The following is a 26,371-nucleotide window of genomic DNA, read 5'->3' on the forward strand; positions in this document are numbered from 1 at the left end:
TCGCGCACGGGCGAACGGGCGAGCACCGGCTGGTGCTCGCCCGTTGCGTTTCCGCCGTCAGTGCGCCGCCGCGGCGACCGCGCTCTGCAGGCTCTCGTCCCGGGCCGCCAGGTGCTCCCGGGTGAGCGGGCCGATCGTGTCGAGCGCCGCGGGCACGGTCATGTGCCAGTGCGTCGTCTCCACCTGATGGTTGTCGAAGACCCCGCTGACGAACGGCCGCCAGGTGTCCGCACCCCGGGTTCCGGTCGAGTCGTCGAGCGCGGCCGTGAAGTACAGCACGTCGCCCTCGTAGGTCCCCGGCCTGTGCCCGTCCATGAGCTCTGCGGTGTGCTGTCCCGCGGTGATCATCCTCATCACGCGGTCCGGGGTCAGGACGGACAGCGGTCCCCCGATGTGAGGCAACACCAGCGCGAGCGTCTCCTCGCTGATGCCGTCGAGCGACTCCAGACCGGCCAGCGGAAGCCCGCCACCCAGCCCGGCGGGGTCTACTCCCAGACCGGCCAGCAGGTCCTCGGCGGTGGTTGCCGATCCCTCGGTCGATCCCACTCGCTCCGCGAAGCTGTCGAGCATCACCAGGCTGGGAACGCTCTCCCCCTCCGCCTGCAGCCGCACCGCCATCGCGTGTGCGATGGCGCCACCGAGCGACCACCCGAGCAGGTGGTATGGACCGTGCGGCTGGATCCGCCGAATCTCGCTCACGTACCGCTCGGCGAGTGCGTCGATCGACTCCGGCAGCGGGCCGTCCTCGGCGATCGTCGGCGACTGGAGACCGAGGACCGGCCGATCGGTACCGAGGTGCTGCGCGAGACCGGTGTAGCACCAGGACAGCCCGACGATCGGGTGGACACAGAACAGGGGCGCCTCGGCACCCGCTGCGCGAATCGGGTACACCACCTGCAGTGCCGAGTCCGCGTCACTGGCGTCACTGTCGATCCGGTCCGCGATGGACGCGGGCGTCGGGTCGGTCATCAACCACTGCAACGGCACGTCCCGTCCGGTTTCCTCCCGGAGCCGGCCTGCGACTCGGACCGCGGAAAGCGAGTTGCCGCCGAGGTCGAAGAAGTTGTCGTCGACCCCGATTCGTTCCGCGCCGAGAACCTCCGCGAAGACGTCCGCGACAAGGGCTTCCGATTCCGTTGTGGGGGCACGGAACTCACGCGCCACCAGGACCGGCTCGGGAAGGGAGCGTCGGTCGATCTTGCCGGCAGGTGTCATCGGAATCGCGTCCAGCACCGTCACCGAGGTCGGCACCAACGACCGCGGCAGATGCCGAGCCGCCTCCGCAAGTACCTCGGCCACGTCCACCGTCGCACCCGCGACCGGCACGACGTACCCGACGAGCTGGTCGCCCGCCGACCCGGCACGATGCACCATCGCCGCAGCCACCGACACATCGGCGTGCCGCGTCAGCGCCGCCTCGACCTCACCGAGCTCGACACGCAGACCGCGCAGCTTCACCTGGGCATCCGCACGACCCACGTAGTCCAACAGGCCGTCGGCATCGAGCCGCACCAGATCACCTGTCCGGTACATCCGGGAACCACTGTCCCCGAACGGGTTCGCGACGAACCGATCAGCCGTAAGAGCACTGCGCCGGTGGTAGCCGCGCGCCAGCGACGGACCCGCCACGTACAGTTCGCCCACCACACCCAGCGGCACCGGATGCAGGCGGCTGTCGAGGACCATCACCTCCACACCCTGGATCGGCGGACCGATCGTGATCCGGTCACCGACCGACAGCGGCTGCGTCAGGGTGACGATGATCGTCGTCTCCGTCGGGCCGTAGCCGTTGAGGAAACGGCGACCCGGCGCGAACTGCTCCACCAACGCGGGCGGGCACACGTCACCACCGACGCCGACCATCTCCAGATCCGGCAACCGTGCCGCATCCACCGTGCCCAACGCCGCAGGCGCGGTCATCACGTGCGTGACCCGCTCCCGTGCCATCAGATCGGTCAGCTCGTCGCCGCCGATCACCGACGGCGGCGCCACCACCATCGTTGCGCCCGCGTTGAACGACTGGATCATCTCGCTGAGAGACGCGTCGAAGCTCGCCGACGACAACCGCAGCACCCGGGACGACGCCGTCACCCCGATCTCCGGACGAGCCTGCGCGGCGAACGAGGACAACCCGGAATGGGTGACCACGACGCCCTTCGGCATGCCCGTCGAACCCGACGTGTAGATCACGTAGGCCGCATGATCCGGACGCAACGGACTCGGGCGATCCGCATCCGACACCCGCGCCGACGACAGATCACCCTCATCCGCCATGTCGACGGTCAGCCACTCCACACCGGCGGGCATCGCGGCCAACCCGGCCTCGTCGGTGAACCCGAGCGCGACCTCCGAATCGGCGATCATGTGCGCGATCCGGTCCTTCGGGTAGGACTGATCGACGGGCACGTACACCGCACCCGCCTTCGCGACCGCCCACAACGCCACCAGAGACTCCACCGAACGCGGCAGGGCGACCGCCACCGCACGCTCCGGACCCGCACCACGACCGATCAGCGCACGCGCCAACCGATTCGACCGCGCATCCAGCTCCGTGTACGACAGCTCACCGCCCTCGAACACCACCGCAACGTCACCGGCGTCGACCCCAGCAATCAACAGGTCCGGCAACAACACCGACGGCAACGCAGGCACCCGCAGCGGCACCGCGGCATGCTCGTCGGCACCGAGCATCTCCACATCGCCGACGGGCATCTGCGGTGCGATGAGGACGGATTCGAGGATCCGGACGAACCGCTCCGCGACCTTCTCCGCGGTGCTGCGATCGAACAGGTCGGTCGCGTAGGTGATCGCCGCGGGCAGCGAGCCGTCGGCGTCGGCCGTCTCCGACACCGACAGGCCCAGGTCGAACTTGGCGACAACCGCATCGGATTCGAGCGGCGTCAGCGTCAGCCCCGGCAGCTCCACCGGGTCCGAGGCGAAGTTCTCGAATGCCAACATCACCTGGAACAGCGGCGTGAACGAGGTCGATCGCGGCGGCGCCATCACCTCGACCAGTCGTTCGAACGGCAGGTCCGCGTTCGAGAAGGCTGCCAGGTCACCATTCCGGACGCCGGCGAGGAGTTCCTGGAACGAGTTGGCCGGATCGACGTCGGTTCGCAGGACCAGGGTGCCGACGAACATGCCGACGAGGTCGTCGAGGGCCTGCTCGCCACGTCCGGCGACGGGCGTGCCCACCACGACGTCCCTGCCTGCCGAGAGCCGGCTGAGCAGCAGCGCCAACGCGGCGTGCACGACCATGAACACCGTCACACCCTGTTCCGCGGCGTAGTCCCGAAGCCGGGTCGTGACCTCCGCGTCGAGCGTGAAGTCCACGCGGTCGCCGTGGCCGGAACGAACCGCCGGTCGCGGCCGGTCGGTGGGCAGGTCGATCACGTCGGGGATCCCACGCAGGGTGCTGCGCCAGAACTCGATCTGCTTCGCGGCGAGCGACTGCGGGTCGTCCTCCGATCCCAGCACCTCGTGCTGCCACAGCGTGAAGTCGGCGTACTGCACCTGCAGCGGCATCCACGCCGGGGCGAGTCCGTTCCGCCTCGACTCGTAGGCGACGACGATGTCCCGGGCCAACGGTTGCGACGAGAAACCGTCGGCGGCGATGTGGTGCACCGACAGGACCAGGACGTGGTCGTCGGCCGCGACGCGCAGCAGACGGCCACGAATCGGGACCGTCGCCGTGACGTCGAACCCGGCAACCAACACCGACAGTGCCTCGGCGGCAACTGCCTCCGCCGCCACCGAGACGGGTTCGAGGTCGAGATCCACCTGATCGACCGGCAGCACAACCTGATGCGGGCCGTCCGCCGAATCCGGGAACACCGTCCGCAGCGACTCGTGCCGCTCCAGCACGTCCCGCACCGCGGCCTGCAACGCGTCGACGTCCAGGTCGCCGCTCATCCGGACCGCGAGCGGAATGTTGTACGCGGCCGACGCCGTGTCGAAGCGGTTCAGGAGCCACATTCGAGACTGCGCGAGGGACAACGGGATCCGTGCCGGGCGCTCACCCGCGACGAGCGCGGGCAGTGACGACGACCGGGGCGCGAGCTCGGCCCGAAGCGCCAGCCCGGCCACCGTCGGCGCCTCGAAAAGTTCGCGCAGCCCGACCGTCACTCCCAGTGCCGCATTCACGCGTGCGATCACTCGGGTCGCGACCAGCGAGTTGCCACCGAGCGCGAAGAAGTCGTCGTCGACACCGACCCGCTCCGCACCGAGCAACTCGGCGTAGACGTTTGCCACCGCGGTTTCGAACGGTGTCCTGGGCGCGACGTAGTCGACAGAACCGCCGAATGCGTCGGGTGCGGGCAAGGCCCGCCGATCGAGCTTTCCGTTGGGACTCAGCGGGAGTTCGTCGAGGACGACGATCGATGCGGGCACCATGTACGAGGGCAGGAGTCGCGCCGCGGATGCCTTGATGTCCCGGACGCTGGGCGCCGTACCCGGTTCGAGCACGACGTACGCGACCAGCTGGCCACCCGCGACGGATTCGGTCACGACCGCGACGGCGCGGTCGACGTGCGGGTTCGACTGCAGCGCCGACTCGATCTCACCGAGCTCGATCCGCAACCCCCGCAACTTCACCTGGAAATCAGTACGCCCGACGTACTCCAAGGCCCCGTCGCGGCTCCACCGCACCAGATCACCCGTCCGGTACATCCGATCACCAGACCCACCAAACGGATTCGCCACGAAACGATCCGACGTCAGATCGAACCGCCCACCATAACCACGCCCCACACCGACACCGCCGATGTACAGCTCACCCTCCACACCAACCGGAGCGGTGTTGAGCCGGCGATCGAGAACGAACAAATCGAGATTCGGCACCGGACGCCCGATCGGCACACCCGCCACATCAGCGGCCGACGCCGCCTGGAACGACACCACATCCGACGCCTCCGTCGGCCCGTAGCTGTTGACCACCCGCACACCGGATTCCATCAACACCGCGAGCGCACCCACATTGATCGGCTCACCGCCCAGGAACACCACATCCAGCCCGGCGAGCGCACCATCGGCGTCCCCGTCGACGACCGCGCCGAAGGCACTCGGCGACATGTTCGCCACCCGCACACCGCCACCCGCGACGATCGCCAGGATCTCCTCCGGATCGAAACCATCCGAGGCGAGGTGAATCGACCGGCCACCCGCCAGCGCCGCCCACACATTCTTCTGGGTGAGGTCGAAGCTCGGCGACGACGCGATCAACAACCCACCCTCGGCGGGCAGCTCACCCTCGTACCACGCCACCGTGTTCTCGATACCCGCCATCGGAACCAGCGTCGGCTTCGGCTTACCCGTCGAACCCGACGTCGAGATGACATATCCCAGACGACGACCCGCCTGCTCCTCCCGCCACCGGTCGACAAGTCCCGTCACCGCACGTCCGGCACCCGCATCGGGCGCGATCACCGGAACCGTCAGCTCACGACCGACCTCGCCGATCACACACCGCGCCTCGGTGTCGATCAGAATCGACTCGACCCGCTCGGCCGGATGCGACGGATCGATCGGCGCATACGCCGCCCCCGCCTTCCACACCGCGACCATCGCCACGATCCACGACACCGACCTCGGCAGCATCACCCCGACGACATCATCGGCGTCGACACCCCGACCGATCAACTCACCGGCCAGCTCCGACGACCGCCGATCCAACTCCGAGTAAGTAACCGACTCGCCACCACACACCACCGCCGGCGCATCCGGAACCGCACCAACCCGGGCAGCGAACCGCCCCAGCAGCGACACCTCCGGCGCGGGCACACGAGCACCACGCGACCAATCGAGAACCCGCCCCCGCTCACCCTCGCTCAGCAGGTCGATGTCACCGACCGGGGTTCCCGGTGCCGTGACGACCGCATCGAGGACCTGCACGAACCGGGCCGCGAGGGTCTCGACCGTCTCGGGGTCGAACAGGTCCGTGGCGTAGGTGATCGCCGCGGGCAGAGTGCCGTCGGCGCTCGCGTCCTCGGAGACGGTCACCGACAGGTCGAACTTGGCGACGGTCATCTCGGATTCGAGTGGCGTGAGGGTCAATCCGGGAAGTTCAACCGGCGCGGACCCGAAGTTCTCGAACGAGAGCATCACCTGGAACAGCGGGGTGAACGCCGTCGACCGGGTCGGAGCGAGAACCTCGACGAGCCGCTCGAACGGCAGGTCGGCGTGCCCGAGCGCGGCCAGGTCGGAGTCGCGGACGTCGGCGAGTGTCTCCTCGAAGGTCGCCCCGGCGTCCACCTGCGTCCGCAGCACAAGGGTGTTCACGAACATGCCGATCAGGTCGTCGAGCGCCCGCTCGCCGCGACCGGCGACCGGGGTTCCGACGGCGATGTCACCCGAGCCGCCGAGACGGCTCAGCAGGACCGCGAGGGCCGTGTGCACGACCATGAAGGCGGTCACGCCGCGTGCGGCGGCGAACTCGCGCATCCGCGCCGCGAGGTCGGCGTCGATCGGGAACTCGACGCGGCCGCCGCGGCCCGACCAGACCGCCGGCCGCGGTCGGTCGGTCGGCAGCTGGTGCACGTCGGGCAGCCCGGCGAGGGCTCCGCGCCAGAACTCGATCTCCTGCGCGGCCCGGGACTGCGGATCGTCCTCGGCACCGAGCAGGTCCCGCTGCCACAGCGTGTAGTCGGCGTACTGCACCGCGAGCGGCGACCACATCGGTTCGGCGCCGTGCCGGTGGGACTCGTAGGCGATGACGACGTCGCGGGCCAGTGGTCCGACGGAGAAACCGTCTGCGGCGATGTGGTGCACCGCCATCAGCAGGACGTGTTCACCGTCCTCTACGCGCAGCAGCCGGCCCCGGACGGGGACACCTGAGGTGACGTCGAATCCGGTTCCGATAACGGCGAGCGCCTCGGCTGCGACCGCGTCGCCGGACGCGGGCACCGGGGTCAGGTCGAGTTCGACCTGTTCGGCGGGCAGCACCACCTGATGCGGCCCGTCCGCCGAGTCGGGGTAGACCGTCCGCAGCGTCTCGTGACGCCGGACCACGTCGCGCACGGCGGCCTGCAACGCGTCGACGTCCAGGTCGCCGGTCAGGCGCAGCGCCAGCGGAATGTTGTATGCGGCCGACGCGGTGTCGAAGCGGTTCAGGAACCACATCCGCGACTGCGCCGTCGACAGCGGGATCCGCTCCGGTCGCGGCCCCGCCACGAGCGCGGGCCGGCCCTCGCCGGGAACCTGCGCGGCGAGCGCCGACGCGAGCCCGTGCACGACGGGTGCATCGAACAGCATCCGCACACCCACGGACGTTCCCCGCGCCTCGCCCAGTCGGGCGACGACCCGCGTCGCGGACAGCGAGTTGCCGCCGAGCGTGAAGAAGTCGTCGTCGGCACCGACGCGTTCGACGCCGAGCACCTCGGCGTACACCGCGGCGACCAGACGTTCCGTCTCCGTCGTCGGTTCGCGGTATTCCGCTGTGAGGGAGGAGAACTCGGGGGCCGGGAGGCTGCGCCGGTCCACCTTGCCCGCGGGCGTGGTCGGAATCTCGGCGAGCACCACCAGCGCCGCGGGAACCAGGTTGCGGGGCAGGTGCTGGGCCGCGACGGCCAGCACCTCCGCGGTGTCGATCACGGCCCCGTCGACCGGAACGACGTAGCCGACGAGCTGGTCGCCCGCGGTCGGGTGGCGGTGCACGGACGCCACCGCATCCGCCACCGACCCGTGTTGCGTCAGAGCGGATTCGACCTCGCCGAGTTCGACGCGCAGGCCCCTGATCTTGACCTGGGCGTCGGCGCGGCCGACGTAGTCGAGGCGGCCCTGCTCGTCACGCCGCACGAGGTCGCCGGAGCGGTACATCCGCGAACCGGCGTCGCCGTGCGGGTTGGCCACGAAGCGTTCCGCGGTGAACCCGGTGCGGCGGTGGTAGCCGCGAGCGAGGCCGGGCCCCGCCAGGTACAGCTCACCCACGACACCAAGCGGAACCGGCCGGAGACGGGCGTCGAGCACCATCGCCTGCACACCCTGGATGGGCACGCCGATGGTGATTTCGTCCCGGCTCGTCAGCGGCTCGGTGAGGGTGACCACGATGGTGGTCTCGGTCGGCCCGTACCCGTTGAGGAACGTGCGACCGGGTGCGAACTGGTCGACGAGGTGCGGCGGGCAGACGTCGCCGCCGACACCGACGAACTCCAGGTCCGGCAGCACCGCCGGGTCGACGGTGCCGAGGGCGGCAGGTGCCGCCATCACGTGAGTGACCTTCTCACGGCGCAGCAGCTCGGTCAGCTCGTCGCCACCGATCACCGTGGGCGGCGCCACCACCATGGTCGCGCCCGTACTGAACGAGAGGATCTGCTCGAAGAGCGAGGCGTCGAAGCTCGACGACGACAACCGCAGGATCCGGGACGCCGTCGTCGCCCCGAACTCCGGGCGGGCAGGATCGGCGAACATGGACAGGCCTTCGTGGCTGACGACCACGCCCTTCGGCAGTCCGGTCGATCCGGACGTGTAGATGATGTACGCGGCGTGGTCGGTCCGGAGCCGTTCGGTCCGATCGGCATCGGTGACGGGCTCCGCGGACATCTCTGCGCAGGCGGCATCCAGGTCGGCGTCGTCGAGGGCCAGCCACCGCACCTCGGCGGGCAGGCCGTCCCGGTGAGCGGTGTCCGTGAGGCCCAGTGCGACAACGGAATCGGACACCATGTGTTCGATTCGGTCCGCCGGATACGTCGGGTCGACGGGCACGAAGATCGCACCGGACTTCGCCACCGCCCACAGCGCGACGATCGACTCCACCGACCGCGGAAGCGACACCGCCACCGCACGCTCGGGGCCCGCACCGAGCCCGATCAGCATCCGTGCCAACCGGTTCGATCGCTCGTCCAGTTCACGGTAGGTCAGCTCCCCACCGTCGTACACCACCGCGACCGCGTCCGCGGACTTCCGGACACCGGCGGTCAGCAACTCAGGCAGCACCGCCGCCGGCGCCGCGGGAATCGGGCTCTCCGACAGCACCGCACGCTCGGCGGCGTCGAGGAGATCGATGTCCCCCACCACCGTGGCCGGGTTCGCGACCACGGCCTCGAGCACTCGCATGAACCGCTGACCGAACACCGCGACGGTCGCCCGGTCGAACAGGTCGGTCGCGTACATCCACGCCACGGTCGCACCGATCTCGCCGCTGCGCTCGTACACCGTGACCTGCAGATCGTTCTTCGCCGGAACGATCTCGAGGTCCACGACCTCGATGTGCAGGCCGGGCAGGTCGACGCTGCGGACGTCCTGGTTCTCGACGGCCAGACCGACCTGGACGATCGGCGTGTACGCCTGCGACCGGGTGGGGCGGAGCACGTCGATCAACCGCTCGAACGGAAGGTCGGCGTTGTCGAAGGCCACGAGGTCCGTCTCCCGGACCGCGGCCAGCAGGTCCGCGAAGCCGGTTCCCGGATCGACCTGGGTGCGCAACGCGAGCGTGTTCACGAACATGCCTGCGAGACCGTCGAGGTCACGCTCGACCCGTCCGGCGATCGGGGTGCCCAGCACGATGTCGGTGCTCGCGCTCAGCCGTGACAGCAGCACCGCCAGCGCGGCGTGCAGCACCATGAAACGGGTGACACCACGTTCGCGGGCCAACCCGTCGATCCGGTCGAGCAACTCCACGTCGAGGTCGACCTCGACGACGTCGCCCTGCATCGATGCGACGTCCGGGCGCGGCCGGTCGGTCGGCAGTTCGAGCAGTTCCGGTGCGCCACGCAACTGTTCACGCCAGTAATCGGCCTGCGCCGATGCCCGACTCTCGGGGTCGCTGTCGTCGCCGAGCACGCTGTGCTGCCACAGGCTGAAGTCGGCGTACTGGACGGGCAGCGGCGCCCAGCCCGGCGCGACACCGGCGGTCCGGGCCGTGTAGGCGAGCACCAGGTCCCGGGCGAGCGGCGGCACCGAGGCGCCGTCGGCACTGATGTGGTGCACCACGAGCGTCAACACGTGGTCGTCACCGATGCGGAAGATGCCGCCGCGCAACGGGACCGACGTGGTCACGTCGAATCCGCGGGACAGTTCGCCGAGCACCGCCGCCCGCAGCGCGCTCTCGTCCGCGACGACGATCGGGTCGGGCAGGACCGTCGCCTCGGAAACCGGCAGGATCACCTGATGCGGTCCCGACTCGGAATCCGGGTACACGGTCCGCAACACCTCGTGCCGTTCCAGGAGGTCGGTGACCGCGGCCTGCAGCGCGGCGACGTCCAGCTCACCGGACAGTCGCAGCACCAGCGGGATGTTGTACGCCACCGACTCCGGGTCGTAGCGGTTGATGATCCACATCCGGGCCTGGGCAGGCGACAACGGAATCCGCTCCGGCCGCGGCCCCTGCACGAGAGCGGGCCGGTCCGTCTCGCCCGACGATTCGACCACCTCGGCCAAGTCCGCGACCGTGGGCGCGTCGAACACCGCCCGCACCGGAATCGCCGTGCCGAAGGCGGCGTTGACGTGGGCGATCACGCGGGTGGCGGTGAGCGAGTTGCCGCCGACGTCGAAGAAGTCGTCGGTGGCACCGACCCGCTCGATTCCCAGCACTTCCGCGTAGATGTCCGCGACCAGTGTCTCCGTCACCGTGCGAGGCGCGACGTACTCACGCGCGGCGTACACCGGCTCCGGAAGCGCGGCGCGGTCCACCTTGCCTGCCGGCGTGGTGGGGATGGCGTCCAACACCATCGCCGTGGCGGGGACCAGCGCGCGCGGCAGGTGCTGTGCGGCAGTCGCGAGCACCTCCGCCACATCGACGGTGACTCCCGGCACCGGAACGACGTAGCCGACGATCTGATCGCCGCGGACACCGTCGCGGCGCACGGCCGCAGCCGCGACCGCGACACCCTCGTGCCGCGACAGTGCCGCCTCGATCTCGCCGAGTTCGACGCGCAGACCACGAACCTTGACCTGCGCGTCTGCGCGACCGAGGTAGTCGTATCGGCCGGTGCGGTCTCGGCGAACGAGGTCGCCCGTGCGGTACATCCGGTCGCCCGGCGCTCCGAAGGGGTTGGCCACGAAGCGATCCGAGGTCTGGGCCGGCCGATCGCGGTAACCGCGTGCGAGGCCGGGTCCGGCGATGTACAGCTCACCGGTCACCCCGAGCGGCACGGGCCGCAGCCGGGTGTCGAGCACCATCGACTCCACGCCGTCGATGGGTGCACCGATGGTGATGTCGCCGGGATCGGCGATGTGGTCGGTGAACGTGACGACGATGGTGGTCTCGGTCGGGCCGTAGCCGTTGACGAACCGGCGGCCCGGCGCGAACTTCTCGACCAGGTCCGGCGGGCACGCCTCACCACCGACACCGACCACCTCGACGTCCGGCCACCGGGCCGGGTCGACGGTGCCGAGGGCGGCCGGGGCGCTGAACACGTGGGTCACCGACCTGTCCGCGACGAAGGCAGCCAGTTCCTCACCGGCGACGACCTCCGGCGGGGCGACGACGAGGGTCGCGCCTGCACTGAACGCCGTCATCTGCTCGAACACCGAGGCGTCGAAGCTGGACGAGGCCAGTCTCAGGACCCGCGACCGCGGTCCGACGGCGACTTCCCATCGGGCGGCCGCGGTGAACGCAGGCAGACCGGCATGGGTGACGACGACGCCCTTCGGCAGACCGGTCGAACCGGACGTGTAGATCATGTACGCGACGTGCGCGGGGTGCAGCGACGTCGTGCGCTCGGCATCGGTGATCGGCGCCGCGGACAGCGCTGAGACATCGGCGGCGATCTCGTCGCCGTCGATGGCGATCCACTCGACGCCTGCCGGAAGCCGATCGAGGTTGGCACGGTCGGTGATCCCGAACGCCACCCCCGAGTCCGAGATCATGTGCTCGATCCGCTCGACCGGGTAGCCAGGGTCGACGGGCACGAACGCGGCCCCGGACCGGGTGACCGCCCACATCGCGACGACCGCGTCCACCGTGCGCGGGAACGACAGCGCCACGCTCGACTCGGGTCCGACCCCGCGTCCGATCAGCAAGCGCGCCAAGCGGTTCGAACGGGAATCGAGCTCGGCGTAGGTGAGCTCGCCGCCGTCGAACTCCACCGCGACGGAGTCTCCTCCGGCCCGGACACCCGCGGCGAGCAGGTCGGCGAGGGTGGCGGCGGGCAGCGCCGGGCCACCCGAGTGCACGGCGACCGCGTCCAGTTCGCCGGCGGCGAGCAGATCGACGTCACCGACAGGCAGGGACGGGTCGGCCAGAACAGCGGCGAGCAGGCGGGTGAAACGGTCCGCGACGGCCTGCACCGAATCGTGGTCGAACAGGTCGCGGGCGTACGACCAGCTCACCTTCGCAGCCGCGTCGCTCGGTTCCACGGCAACTGCGAGGTCGAACTTGGCGACCTCGAAGTCCATCGGCTCCAGCGAGACCGTGAGTTCCGGCAGCTCGACCCGCGGTGCGGGGCCGTCCTCAACGGCGAGCATCACCTGGAACAGCGGATGATGGGTCGCCGAACGGACCCCGGGGACGCTGTCGACGATGCGCTCGAACGGCACGTCGGCGTTTGCGAACGCGTCGAGGTCCGCCTGCCGCGCCGCGTCAAGCACCTGCCGGAACGACATGCCGGGCTCGACCTGGGTGCGGAGCACGAGAGTGTTGACGAACATGCCGACGATGTCGTCGAGGGCGGCGTCCCCGCGGCCGCCGACCGGGGTGCCGATCGCGACGTCGGTGCTCGCGCTCAGCCGCGCCAGCAGCACCGCGAGCGCGGCGTGCAACACCATGAACGGCGTCGACCGGGTTTCGCGAGCGAGTTCGCGCAGCGCCGCGAAGGTGTCCTCGTCGACGGCGGAGTGGACCATCCCGCCGCGATACGTCGGCTGGGCCGGATGGGGCCGGTCGGTGGGCAGTTCCAACCGCTCCGGCAGGCCTGCGAGCGCACGGTTCCAGTACGAGAGTTGCTGGGCGGAAACCGAATTCGGATCGTCCTCGGATCCGAGAGCGGCCAGCTTCCACAGCGCGTAGTCCGCGTACTGCACGGCCAGCGGGGTCCAGGAGGGTGCCTGATCGCCGAGCCGAGCGGTGTAGGCGAGCATCAGGTCTCGGGCGAGCGGCTGCATCGACCAGCCGTCGGCCGCGATGTGGTGCACGACGAGGACGAGCACGTACTCGCCCTGCGCGAGCTGCAACACCGCCGCGCGCAGCGGCACCTCGGTCGCGACGTCGAAGCCGTCCGCGACGAGTCGGGCGACCGCGCCGTGCAGGTCGGCGGGGTCGATCTCGACGGGGGTGAGGTCGGGCCCGGCGTAGTCGGCGGGGAGGATCAGCTGTTCAGGGCCCTCCGCGGAATCGGGGTACACCGTGCGCAGCACCTCGTGCCTGCCGATCACATCGGCCATCGCCGCATGCAGTGCGTCGACGTCGAGCGCGCCGGACAGGCGCAGCGCGGCAGCGATGTTGTAGGCGCCCGAGGTGGTGTCGAACCTGTTGACCAACCACATCCTGGACTGCGCTGGGGAGAGCGGCAGCCGGTCCGGGCGAGGACCCGCAACCGGGATGGTCGCACCCGATCCGGTCGACGCCGTTGCCGCCGCGGCCAGGTCGCGGACGGTCGGCGCCTCGAACAGGTCGCGCACGCCGATACCCGCGTTCAGCGCGCTGTTGATCCGCGCCACGGCGCGGGTGGCGGCCAGCGAGTTGCCGCCCAGTTCGAAGTAGTTGTCGGTGGCGCCGACCTGCGGCACGTCGAGCAGTTCCGCGAACACCTGGGCGACGGCGGCCTCGGCGGCCGTCACGGGAGCGACGTACTCGGTGGCGACGCGCTCGGGCTCGGGCAGCGCCCGGCGATCGAGTTTGCCGTTGGCGCTCAAGGGCATCGCGTCGAGAACCATGAACACCGACGGCACCATGTAGGACGGCAGTTGCGACTCGGCGAAGGCCTTGAGCGTAGACGGGTCCGGCGCGACATCGCCAACCGCGGTGAGGTAGCCGACGAGGTACTCCTTGCCGGCGCTGCCGCGCACAACGACCGCGGCCTGTGCCACATCGGCGTGCCGCAGCAGCGTCGACTCGATCTCACCGAGCTCGATCCGCAACCCACGCAACTTCACCTGGAAATCAGTACGCCCGACATACTCCAAGGCCCCGTCACGATTCCACCGCACCAGATCACCCGTGCGATACATCCGATCACCAGGCCCACCAAACGGATTCGCCACGAAACGATCCGACGTCAGATCGAACCGCCCACCATAACCACGGCCGACACCGACACCACCGACGTACAGCTCACCCTCCACACCAACCGGAGCAGTGTTCAACCGGCGATCGAGAACGAACAAATCGAGATTCGGCACCGGACGCCCGATCGGCACACCCGCCACATCAGCAGCCGACGCCGCCTGGAACGACACCACATCCGACGCCTCCGTCGGCCCATAGCTGTTGACCACCCGCACACCGGATTCCATGAGTCCGGCCAGTCGGCCGACATTGATCGGCTCACCGCCGAGGAACACCACATCGAGCGCGGTGAGCGCGCCGTCGGCGTCACCGTCGACGACCGCGCCGAAGGCACTCGGCGACATGTTCGCCACCCGCACACCGCCACCCGCGACGATCGCCAGAATCTCCTCCGGATCGAAACCGTCCGAGGCGAGGTGAATCGACCGGCCACCCGCCAGCGCCGCCCACACGTTCTTCTGGGTGAGGTCGAAACTCGGCGACGACGCGATCAGCAGGCCACCCTCGGCGGGCAGCTCACCCTCGTACCACGCCACCGTGTTCTCGATACCCGCCATCGGAACCAGCGTCGGCTTCGGCTTACCCGTCGAACCCGACGTCGAAATCACATAACCCAGACGACGACCCGCCAGCTCCTCACGCCACCGATCACGCAGAACCGCCACACCAGAACCGTCGCCCGCATCACACGCGATGACCGGAACCGTCAGCTCACGATCAACATCGCCGATCACACACCGCGCCTCGGTGTCGATCAGAATCGACTCGACCCGCTCGGCCGGATGCGACGGATCGATCGGCGCATACGCCGCCCCCGCCTTCCACACCGCGACCATCGCCACAACCCACGACACCGACCTCGGCAGCATCACCCCGACGACATCGTCGGCGCCGACACCACGCTCGATCAGCTCGCCGGCCAGCTCGGACGACCGCCGATCCAACTCCGCGTAGGAGGCCGACTCGCCACCACACACCACCGCCGGCGCATCCGGAGCCACCTCCACCCGGGCAGCGAACCGCCCGAGCAGCGAAACCTCCGGCCCGGGAACACGAGCCCCACGCGACCAATCGAGGACCCGCTCACGCTCACCCACCCCGAGCAGATCGATCTCACCGACCGGGGTGGTGGGGCTGGCGGCCAGCGCGGTCAGCACGTGGGCCAGGCGCTGCGCCAGCATCTCGGCGTCCTCGGCGCCGAAGATCTCGGGCGAGTACTTCAGCGTGAGCCGCAGCTCCGGCTCGAGCAGCGTGAGCAGCGCCAGCGGGTAGTGCGTGGCGTCGACGAGATCAATGCCCCGCACCCGCATCCCGGCGATGTCGGTGTTCTCGTCGAGACCAGCGCGATCGATGGGATAGGACTCGAAAACGGTGAGGGTGTCGAAGACGGAACCGGCACCGAGGGTGGCCTGCAGCTCGCCGAGTCCGACGTGGTGGTGATCGAACAGGCGCACCTGCTCGCCCTGCAGGCGCGAGAGCAGCGCACCACCGCTTTCGGACTGGTCGAGCCGGACCCGAACCGGCACGGTGTTGATGAACAGGCCGAGCATCTCCTCGACGCCTGCGAGTTCGGCCGGACGTCCCGAGACGGTCGCGCCGAAGACCACATCGTCGCGGGAAAGCAGGCGCGACAACATGATTCCCCACGCGGCCTGGATAACGGTGTTGACCGTCACGCCGTGATGGCGGGCCAGATCGGCGATGGAATCGGCGAGCTGCGGCGTGATCGGGGCGTCCACGGCCGCGGGCATTTCGGACAGCGTGCGGCCCGCGTACTCGGGAGCGACGAGGGTCGGCTCGTCCAGGCCCTCCAGCGCGTTCGTCCAGCTCTCGAACGCACCCGCGCGGTCCTGCACCGCGAGCCAGTTCAGGTAGCTGCGGTAGGCCCGGGCGGGGGCCGCGATCGGGGCGTCCATCGCGTACAGCAGCAGCAGATCCTTGACGTGCAGCGGCATCGACCAGCCGTCGAGAAGGATGTGATGGTTCGTGACCATCAGGGTCGCGGAACCGTCCGGCTTCCGGGCGAGCAGCCAGCGCATCAGCGGCGGCGCGGTCATGTCGAACGGCGTCGTCCGCTCGGTGAGCGCGAGCTCGGCGAGCTCGGCGTCGTCGGCGACCCGCACCTCACGCCACGGCGCGGTCAGGCCCGTCATCACCAGCTGCGCCGGCACACCGTCACCGTCGTACACGAAGGCCGAACGCAGGTTCTCGTGGCGTTCGAGGAATCGCTGCGCGGCGCGGTGCATCCGAGCCCCGTCGATCGACCCGCCCAGCTGCAGCACCAGCTGTCCGGTGTACACGTCCATGGACGCCGAGGTCAGGCCGGCATGGAAGAGCAGGCCCGCCTGCAGCGGCGAAAGCGACCAGATGTCCTGCACACCAGGGAACCGGGCCTCCCAGGCCTCGATGGTGGACTGGTCGACGGACACGAGCGGGGTGTCGCTGGGGGTGAGACCACCGGCGTCGGGGCGGCGCGCGTGCGTGGCGAGCGCGACGAGCGCGTCGCGCCACAGGTCGGCGAACTCGGTGACCTCGACCTCGGTGAGCACGCCGGACGGGAAATCGAAGGTCGCCGTCAGCTTGCTGCCGTTCTCGGAGCCCGCGGCGGGCTCGACCATGGCGTTGATGTCGATCGCGACGCGCGCGGGCATCCCGGCACCACTGCCCGCGGCGAGGTCGAGGGCGCCGGACTCGGGCACCCAGGGCAGGCCCTTGCCGACCTCGCCCGTGGTCATCCGGCCGAGGTAGTTGAAGCTGATCTGCGGCTGCGGCGCGGCGGCCAGCTCGGCGGCGGTATCCGCGCGCAGGTGGCGCAGCAGTCCGTAGCCGGTGCCGTTGCCGGGCAGGGCGCGCAGCTGTTCCTTGACGGCCTTGATCGCCGAACCGGCGGAGGGCCCGCCCGCGAAGGCGTCGTCGAAGTCGATGCCACTCACGTCGAGGCGCGCGGGATGCGAGGTGGTGAACCAGCCGACGGTGCGCGAGAGGTCAGCGCCCGGGATGAGTTCCTCGTCACGGCCGTGGCCCTCGAGGGTCAGCAGCACCGAATGCTCATCGACGCCGTGGCGTTCGCGCCAGGCGGCGACGGCGAGCGCGAGGGCGGCGAGCAGGCCGTCCGCGACGCCACCGCGGTAGGCGGCGGGCAGCGTCGTCAGCAACGTGTCGGTGACGTGGGCGGGCAGCTCGATGTTCACGCGCCGCGAGGTCGCGCCCATGTCGAGTACCGGATCGAGCCGGCGACGGCCGATCAGCGGGTCCGGGCCGTCGAGGATTGCGCGCCACTCGTCCAGCTCGTCGAGGGTCGTTGCAGCGGATGCAGTTTCGGTGAGACCGTGCGTCCAGCGACGGAACGAGGTGCTGATCGGGTCGAGCGTGGGCTCTCCGCCGGAGACGACCTGCGCCCAGGCAGAGGCGAAGTCCGGCACGAGGATTCGCCACGAGACGCCGTCGATCACGAGGTGATGCGCGACGATGAGCAGGCGCCCGGAGGCATCGGCCGAATCGAGCCACACGATCTGGAGCATCACGCCGGCATCGGCGTCGAGCCGGTCCACGGCTGCGGCGCAGCTCGCGGTGAGCGCGGCGTCGAAATCGTCGCTGCCCGGCTGAGCTGAGACCTGAACACGGGTGATGATGTCTTGCGGCGAAATCGAACCCGCAGGACGAGCGATCAGTTCGCCGGCCGCGGGGTCGAGCACCGAACGCAGCGCATCATGGTGGTCGACGACGGCGGCGACGGTGCGCGCGAGGATCTCGTCATCGAGGCCGTCCGGTGCGGTGAGCAGCAGCGCCTGGTAGAAGCGGTCGATATTGCCGCCCAGCTCGAGCACCTCGGTGGCGTGCGGGGTCAGCGGCATCGAGCCGACTCCGCCGCCGGGCAGCTCGAGGAGGGTTACCGCCTCCGCTTCCTCGGTGGCAATCTCGGCGAGCGCGGCAACTGTCTTGCGCTCGAACACATCTCGCGGGGTGAAACGAATGCCGTCCGCCTTCGCGCGGGCGACCAGCTGGATGGCGATGATGCTGTCACCGCCGAGCGCGAAGAAGGAGTCGTCGACACCGACCTGGTCCAGGCCGAGAACGCCTGCGACGGCAGAGGCGATGACCGCCTCGACCGGGGTGGACGGCGCCCGATAGGTGGTGGCGCGAACACCCGGATCGACCAGCGCCTTGCGATCGACCTTGCCCGAGGCGGTGAGCGGAACCTCGGTCAGCTCCACGATGTCCGACGGCACCATGTGGCCGGGCAGGAACTTGCCGGCGAATGCCGTCAGGGCGCCGGCATCGAAGGTGTGCCCGTTACGGAGATACACGTAGGACACGAGCACGGTGGAATTGCCGCGCTCATGCGCGACGGTGACCGCGAAGTCGACGGAATCGTGGTCCGACAGCACCGCGTCGATCTCGCCGAGCTCGATGCGCAGGCCACGCAGCTTCACCTGGAAGTCCGTGCGCCCGACGTACTCCAAGGCCCCGTCGCGGTTCCAGCGGACCAGGTCGCCCGTGCGATACAGCCGATCACCGGGCTCACCGAAGGGATTGGCGACGAACCGCTCCGATGTCAGGTCGAACCGGCCGCCGTAGCCACGGCCGACACCGACACCGCCGATGTACAGCTCACCAGCGACACCGATCGGCACCGTATCGAGCCGTCGATCGAGAACGAACAGGTCGACATTGGGCAGCGGATGCCCGATCGGCACACCAGCCACATCGGTGGCCGTCGCGGCCTGGAAGGACACCACGTCCGACGCCTCCGTCGGTCCGTAGCTGTTGACCACCCGCACACCGGATTCCATGAGTCCGGCCAGTCGGCCGACATTGATCGGCTCACCGCCGAGGAACACCACATCGAGCGCGGTGAGCGCGCCGTCGGCGTCACCGTCGACGACCGCGCCGAAGGCACTCGGCGACATGTTCGCCACCCGCACACCGCCACCCGCGACGATCGCCAGGATCTCCTCCGGATCGAAACCGTCCGAGGCGAGGTGAATCGACCGGCCACCCGCCAGCGCCGCCCACACGTTCTTCTGGGTGAGGTCGAAGCTCGGCGACGACGCGATCAGCAGGCCACCCTCGGCGGGCAGCTCACCCTCGTACCACGCCAGCGTGTTCTCGATGCCCGCCATCGGAACCAGCGTCGGCTTCGGCTTACCCGTCGAACCCGACGTCGAAATGACATATCCCAGACGACGACCCGCCAGCTCCTCCCGCCACCGGTCGACAAGTCCCGTCACCGCACGTCCGGCACCCGCATCGGGTGCGATCACCGGAACCGTCAGCTCACGATCACCAGCACCGATCACACACCGCGCCGCGGTATCCACCAGCACCGACTCCACACGATCGACCGGATGCGACGGATCGATCGGCGCGTACGCCGCCCCCGCCTTCCACGCCGCGACCATCGCCACGACCCACGCCACCGACCTCGGCAGCATCACCCCGACGACATCGTCGGCGCCGACACCACGCTCGATCAACTCGGCGGCCAGCTCGGACGACCGCCGATCCAGCTCCGCATAGGAAACCGACTCGCCGCCGCACACCACAGCCGGCGCATCCGGAACCGCACCAACCTGAGCAGCAAACCGCCCGAGCAGGGACACCTCCGGCTCGGGCACACGAGCTCCACGCGACCAATCGAGGACCCGCTCACGCTCAGCCGCACCCAGCAGGTCGATCTCACCGACCAGGGTGGTGGCGTCGGCGTGGACGAACTGGTCGAGGACCTGAAGGAACCGGTCGTGATGGGCCTGGAGCTCGTCCTCGGTGTAGCAGTGCGGGTTCGCCTCGAAATCGACCCGGGTGCTGCGACCGACGACGCTCGGGTAGATGTTGATCGACAGGTCCTCGACCGGGCCGGTCGAGAGCACGTGGAACTTGCCGGTGTCCTTGCCGAGAGTGATCTCGGTGTGGAAGTTCATGATGTTGATCGCCGGGCCGAAGAATCCGCGCCCGCCGTCGAGGTCGCCGATGTCGCGGCGAATGTCCTCGTGCCGGTAACGCTGATGTCGCAGCGCGCCGGTCATCTCCAGCCCGACCCGGGCGACGAGTTCGCCGACGGTGGTCTCCGGGGTGACCGAGATGCGCAGCGGAACGACATTGGAGACCATGCCGCCGGAGCGCCGGAGCACCGCGGTGGTGCGCGCGGAGACGGGCAGGCTCAGCACGATGTCGGTCGCGCCGGTCATGTCCGCGAGGTACACGGCCATCGCGGCCACGGTGACCGCGGTGTCCGCGGAGTTGTGCCGGGTGACCGCGTCGTCGAGTGCGGTGAGGATCTGGTCCGGCAGTGCGCCGCCGACCACACGAGAGCGCACTTCCAGTCGTCCGGTCCGGTTGGACAGGGTCAGCGGTGCGGGCAGATCGGCGGCCCGCGACATCCAGTACTCGCGGTCGGACTGGAACCGGGTGGACTCGCGGTACTTGTCCTCGGCCTCGTTGACGGCGATCAGGTCACTCGCCACCGACGGCGTCGGCTCCGTCCCGAGCACCGCGGCGGTGTACAGCTCCGCCATCCGCGACATGAAGGTCACCGCACCGAAGCCGTCCAGTGCGATGTGGTGGATGGCGAAGTACCAGTAGTAATGGTTGTCGCCGACGTGGAGGACCGCGCCCCGGATCATCCGGTCGGTGAGCAGGTCCATCGGAGCCGAGTAGTCCTGCAGCATCCACGCCATGGCTGCCGCACGCGGATCCGACTCGCCGCGCAGGTCGCGGTACGGCATCTCGTCGTCGAGGTCCTCGTCGACGACCTGGAACGCCTCGGTGTCGATCTCGACGATGCGCAGCAACGGCGTACCGAATTCCCGGGCGATCCCCGGCCCGATTCGCCGGAGCACCTCGATGTCGAACTCGCCCTCGATCTCGATGTACTGCGCGATCGTGACGGGTACATCCGGGATCAGGTGCTGCGCGAACCACATGCCGCGCTGTGCCACCGAAAGCGGGAAGGGCGCGCTGCAACGCCCCGCGCCGGAATCGGAGGTCACGGCTGCGGTGGAGCCCTCGGCCGCGGTGTCCGAGGCTGTGGGAGCCTGGACCCGAGCAGCAAGGAACTCCGATGAATGCGACACACTAACCCCTTCGACGACACGCTCCGACGCGGAGCTTGGGGCGCGTTGACGAAGCGGAATTGTTTCAGATCGGCGACCACACCTGAGGGGATGTATCACCGGATCTGAAGGACGTTGCGGGCCGACAATACAGCGCTGATCGGGATGCTGTTCACGAATCGAAACCCATTGGGGTCGGTGATCGAAACACCCCCGTGCCTGCGACTATTACGCAGCGTTCCCGCCCGGTAACCGGGCGGGATAGGGTATAACCCTCGCTAGTTCTCCAGTTTGTAGCCCAGTCCCCTGACCGTCACCAGATGTTCAGGTTTGGCGGGATTCACCTCGATCTTCGATCGCAGACGCTTGACGTGAACGTCCAGCGTCTTCGTGTCTCCGACGTAATCGGCGCCCCACACCCGGTCGATCAACTGACCGCGGGTGAGAACCCGGCCGGAGTTGCGAAGGAGATACTCGAGCAGATCGAACTCCTTGAGCGGCAGGGTCACCGCGTCCCCGTTGACGTGCACGGTGTGCCGGTCGACATCCATCCGCACCGGGCCCGCCTCGAGCACCCCGTCGGCGGAGTGGTCGGAATCCGTGTCTCCGCCGCGACGCAGCACCGCCCGGATCCGCGCGATCAGCTCGCGCGCCGAGTAGGGCTTGGTGACGTAGTCGTCGGCACCGAGCTCGAGACCGACCACCTTGTCGATCTCACTGTCGCGTGCGGTCACCATGATCACGGGGACCCCGGACCGCGCCCGCAACTGCTTGCAGACGTCGGTACCGCTCATCCCGGGCAGCATGAGGTCGAGGAGCACGATGTCCGCGCCGCTGCGATCGAACTCCGCGAGGGCGGACGGCCCGTCGCCGACGACGGTCGCCTCGAACCCCTCCTTGCGCAGCAGGAACGCGAGTGGGTCCGCGAGGGATTCCTCGTCCTCCACGATCAGCACATTCGTCACCGGTTGGCCTCCGAGTTCATGGCGACCTGAGTCGGTCGCTCCTGGTGTGTGGTCTTGCGGGTCGGAACGGGATCGCCCGGTGCGTCACCGGGCGAGAGCGAGTCGGCCGACTCGTCGGCCTCCTCGACGTATGCGGGGATGGCGAGGGTGAACGTGGAGCCGGTCCCCGGCTTGCTCCACAGCGTGATCGAGCCGTTGTGGTTCGCCGCGACATGCTTGGCGATCGCGAGACCGAGCCCGGTGCCGCCTGTCGAGCGCGACCGCGCCTTGTCGACACGGAAGAACCGCTCGAACACCCGCTCCTGGTCCTCCTTGGCGATGCCGATGCCACGGTCGGTGACAGCGATCGTGACGTCCTCGCCGCGCACCGCCCGGCTCACCGAGACCGGCGAACCTGCGGGCGAGTAGGCGATCGCGTTCTCGACGAGATTCGACAGGGCCGTGACGAGCAGCGTGCGGTCGCCGAGTACCTCGAGCCCGCTCGGCTTGTCCGCGGTGACGGTGATACCGGCGTTCTCCGCGGTGAGGATGCTGCGCCGGATGGCCTCGTCGACGATCTCGTCCACGGCGACCGGTTCGAGATCGGGGAGCTTCTCGGCGCCCTGCAACCGGGACAGGGCGATCAGTTCGCCGACCATGTTGCCGAGCCGACGCGACTCCATGAGCACCCGCTCACCGAAATGCCGCACCGACTCCGGGTCGTCCGCGGACTCGAGCAGCGCCTCCGCCAGCAGGCTCATCGCACCGACAGGGGTCTTGAGTTCGTGGCTGACGTTCGCGACGAAGTCCCGGCGGGTGGCCTCCATCCGCGCCACCTCGGAGTCGTCGTCCGCGAACAGTACGACGAACCGCCGATCCTCCTGGCTGAGCAACTGCGCGAAGCCTCGGACCGCGATCCGGCCCCGCCCGCGGACCGGGTTCTTGACGCTCAGATCGACCTCGACGGGCCGACCGGTGTCGAGAACCTCGTTGGCGGCCGCCCACGCCCTGGCCTCGATGGCCCGGTTCACGACGAGCCCCAACTCCTCGGCCCGCGGGTTGAACAGGACCACGTCGTGGAATCGGTCGACGACGGCGATGCCGCTCTGGCTGGCGAGGACGATCAGGTCCAGCACCTGGGACATCGTCAGGCCGGCCTGCTCGGCCTCGATTCGGGTGTGACGTGCCCTGAGCCGAGGCACGAGTACCCCACCGACGACGTAGCCGAGCACCGCCGCGAGAACGACGAGGCCGACGACGACCAGAACAACAGTCACGAGGGAATCGTACGGCCGCGCAAACAACGATCCGAGCCGGGACCGGCCGTTTCGTCGCACGTCACAGGCCGTAGCCGTGCCGTTCCACGGCTGTTCACCTGACGTTCGACCCGGGCCGGCCGCGCGCCGCGTCGCCCCGGGTCGATCGACATGCAGCTACTACTTCGCGCCCTGGCTGGCGACCGCAGCGGCACCTGCGGCGGCGGCCTCGGGGTCGAGGTAGGTGCCGCCCGGGTTCAGGGGCGTGAGGTTCTCGTCGAGGTCGTAGCGCAGCGGGATGCCGGTCGGGATGTTCAGTCCGGCGATGTCCTCGTCGGAGATCCCGTCGAGGTGCTTGACCAGGGCCCGCAGCGAGTTTCCGTGGGCGGCGACGAGAACGTTCTTCCCCGCGAGAAGGTCCTGGGAGATGGTGTCCTCCCAGTACGGGATCAGCCGCTTCACGACGTCGAGGAGGCACTCGGTGCGCGGAACCTCGGGCAGGTTCGCGTAGCGGGCATCGCCGTCCTGGCTGTACTCGGTGCCCACCTCGATCGGCGGCGGCGGGGTGTCGTAGCTGCGACGCCACAGCATGAACTGCTCGTCGCCGTACTCGGCCTTGGTCTGCGCCTTGTTCTTGCCCTGCAGCGCGCCGTAGTGCCGCTCGTTGAGACGCCAGTCGCGCACGACCGGAACCCAGTGCCGGTCCGCGGCGTCGAGGGCGATGTTGGCTGTGCTGATGGCCCTGCGCAGCAGGGATGTGTACAGCACGTCGGGCAGCACGTCGTGCTCCTTGAGGAGCTGGCCTGCGCGCTTGCCCTCGGCGATGCCCTTGTCCGTCAGATGGACGTCCACCCAGCCGGTGAACAGGTTCAGCGCGTTCCATTCGCTCTCGCCGTGGCGGAGCAGCACAAGGGTTCCAGTACTCATGACTCAATCGTGACACGAAGACGGCGGCCGCTGCGGGCCCGGGTTGGGCGCGGACGGCCTCCCGGATCGCGCCCGGCCCTCTGCCGGTGCGTTCGATCGCCCGGCGCGCCGGATTCGCGATTCGGCCCCGCACGCCTCCGCCGTGAGATATCTCATATATGACAACATGCGTTGTCAATGATCCACGCACTGAAACGGGGGTTCCACATGCGTGATCACAGTCGTCATGGCCTCACTCGCAGGGCCGTACTCACAGGTATGGGCGGCGCAGGCGTGATCGCCGGCCTCGCCGCGACGAGCGGTACCGCGTCGGCCCTGCCCGCACTCTCCTCACCGGCACTCCGCTCCGGCGCGCGCACGGTCGCGGTCTTCGGCGGCGGTATGGCCGGACTGACCGTCGCCCACGAACTCGCGGAGCGCGGTTTCCAGGTCACCGTCCACGAACCGACAGCACTCGGCGGGAAGGCTCGCAGCATCACCGCCGCGGGCACCGGAACCGACGGTCGCGGCGATCTGCCCGGCGAACACGGATTCCGCTTCTTCCCCGGCTTCTACCAGAACATTCCGGACACCATGCACCGCATCCCGTTCCCGGGGAACCCGAACGGCGTCTTCGACAACCTCGTCTCCACGGGCGGCTTCCGGATGACCCTGCCGGGCAGCGAGGACCTGTCGGTGCCGACTCCGTTCTCCCCTACGACTCGCTGGGAGCTGTACGACCTCGACGCCATCCGCAACACGCTCACCGCGAGCTTCGGATTGGGCCTGTCGATCCCGCCGCAGGAGCTCGCCATCTTCGTCGAGAAGATGGTCATGTTCCTCACCTCCAGCCTCGAACGCCGCAACGGCGAGTGGGAGAACGTCACCTGGGCACACACCCTCGAGGCCGAGGGCAAGAGCAAGGCGTATCGCGAGTTCGTCATCTCCGCCCTCACCCGCCAGCTCGTCGCGGCCCGCCCCGACCAGGCATCCACCCGCACCATCGGCCAGGTCGGCCAGGCGTTCCTGCTCACCGGCGCGGGCGTCGTGCCGGGCTACGGTCACCTGGACCGGATTCTCAACGGCCCCACCAACGACGCCTGGATCGAACCGTGGGCAACCCTGCTGCGCGGCATGGGCGTCCGATTCGAGATGGGCAGCAAGCTCACCGACCTCGAGGTCGGTGGCGGACGCATCACCGGCGCGCAGGTCGCCGACGCGTCCGGCTCGCGGTCGTCGGTCGAGGCCGACTGGTACGTCTCCGCGATGCCCGTCGAACGGGTCGTCGACCTGCTCACCCCGCAGCTGGTCGCCGCGGAACCGCGCCTCGAACTGCTGCGCAACCTCGTCGTGGACTGGATGGTCGGAATCCAGTACTTCATGCGGACCGAGAACGAACTGGCCGACGGTCACGTCGCCTTCCTCGGCTCCCCGTGGGCGCTGACGTCCATCAACCAGGCGCAGTTCTGGCGCGGCGACTTCGCCACCCGGTACGGCGACGGATCCGTGAAGGACGTGCTGTCCGTCGACATCTCGGACTGGGACACCCCCGGCATCCTGTACGGGAAGACGGCCAAGCAGTGCACCCGTGAGGAGATCGCCGCCGAGACCTGGGCGCAGATGAAGGCGAGCGTCAACGACGGCGCCCGGCCGATGCTGCGGGACGAGGACGTCGCGCAGTGGTTCCTCGACCCGGGCGTCCAGTGGAACGCGGCGAGAGGCACCAACACCAACGAGACACCGCTGCTCGTCAACACCGTCGGATCGCTGGCGAGCAGGCCCGACGCGCGGACCTCGATCCCCAACTTCTTCCTGGCGGGCGACTACGTCCGCACCGACATCGACCTCGCCACGATGGAGTCGGCGAACGAATCGGGACGCGCCGCCGTCAACGCACTCCTCGAGGCAGCGGACTCCCCCGCCGCCCCGGTGACGACGTACAAGCTGCACGAGCCGCCCGAACTCGCGCCGTTCCGCAAGGTCGACGCCGACCGCTACGCGGCCGGACTCCCGCACATCCTCGACGTGGGCTGACACTCGACGCCGCCGGTGCGC

The 26,371-nt window shown here is 69.2% G+C and carries 5 protein-coding genes; 1 reads left to right on the forward strand and 4 read right to left on the reverse strand.

Features of this window, described 5'->3' with window-relative positions; all coding sequences use genetic code 11:
- Positions 1–57 precede the first annotated feature (57 nt).
- The 4 genes from FFS72_RS09115 to FFS72_RS09130 all read right to left on the reverse strand — a co-directional run bounded on the left by FFS72_RS09115 (position 58) and on the right by FFS72_RS09130 (position 24,337).
- A complete protein-coding gene (locus tag FFS72_RS09115) occupies positions 58–21,231 on the reverse strand; it encodes a non-ribosomal peptide synthetase (RefSeq protein ID WP_137873627.1) in 21,174 nt (7,057 codons plus the stop codon).
- A 257-nt stretch (positions 21,232–21,488) separates the two neighbouring features.
- Entirely contained in the window at positions 21,489–22,175 is a 687-nt protein-coding gene (locus tag FFS72_RS09120) for a response regulator (protein WP_050065589.1), read from the reverse strand.
- Positions 22,172–23,431 (reverse strand): sensor histidine kinase, encoded by a 1,260-nt coding sequence (locus FFS72_RS09125; protein ID WP_283235410.1) that lies wholly within the window; start codon positions 23,429–23,431, stop codon positions 22,172–22,174. The genes FFS72_RS09120 and FFS72_RS09125 overlap by 4 nt, the downstream gene beginning before the upstream one ends.
- A gap of 159 nt (positions 23,432–23,590) precedes the next feature.
- A complete protein-coding gene (locus tag FFS72_RS09130; protein WP_050065587.1) occupies positions 23,591–24,337 on the reverse strand; it encodes a phosphoglyceromutase in 747 nt (248 codons plus the stop codon).
- A 207-nt stretch (positions 24,338–24,544) separates the two neighbouring features.
- Here FFS72_RS09130 and FFS72_RS09135 point away from each other — a divergent pair, with 207 nt between their 5' ends.
- Positions 24,545–26,350: a hydroxysqualene dehydroxylase gene (locus tag FFS72_RS09135; RefSeq protein ID WP_137873629.1), complete on the forward strand. Its 1,806-nt coding sequence runs from the start codon at positions 24,545–24,547 to the stop codon at positions 26,348–26,350.
- Positions 26,351–26,371: the final 21 nt, after the last annotated feature.

It is taken from the genome of Rhodococcus sp. Q (assembly GCF_005503035.1).
Taxonomy (GTDB): domain Bacteria; phylum Actinomycetota; class Actinomycetes; order Mycobacteriales; family Mycobacteriaceae; genus Rhodococcus_G.

Excerpts from the sequence above, each read along its gene's own strand:
- FFS72_RS09130 (WP_050065587.1), bottom strand. The coding sequence starts at position 24,337 with ATGAGTACTGGAACCCTTGTGCTGCTCCGCCACGGCGAGAGCGAATGG.
- FFS72_RS09135 (WP_137873629.1), top strand. The coding sequence starts at position 24,545 with ATGCGTGATCACAGTCGTCATGGCCTCACTCGCAGGGCCGTACTCACA.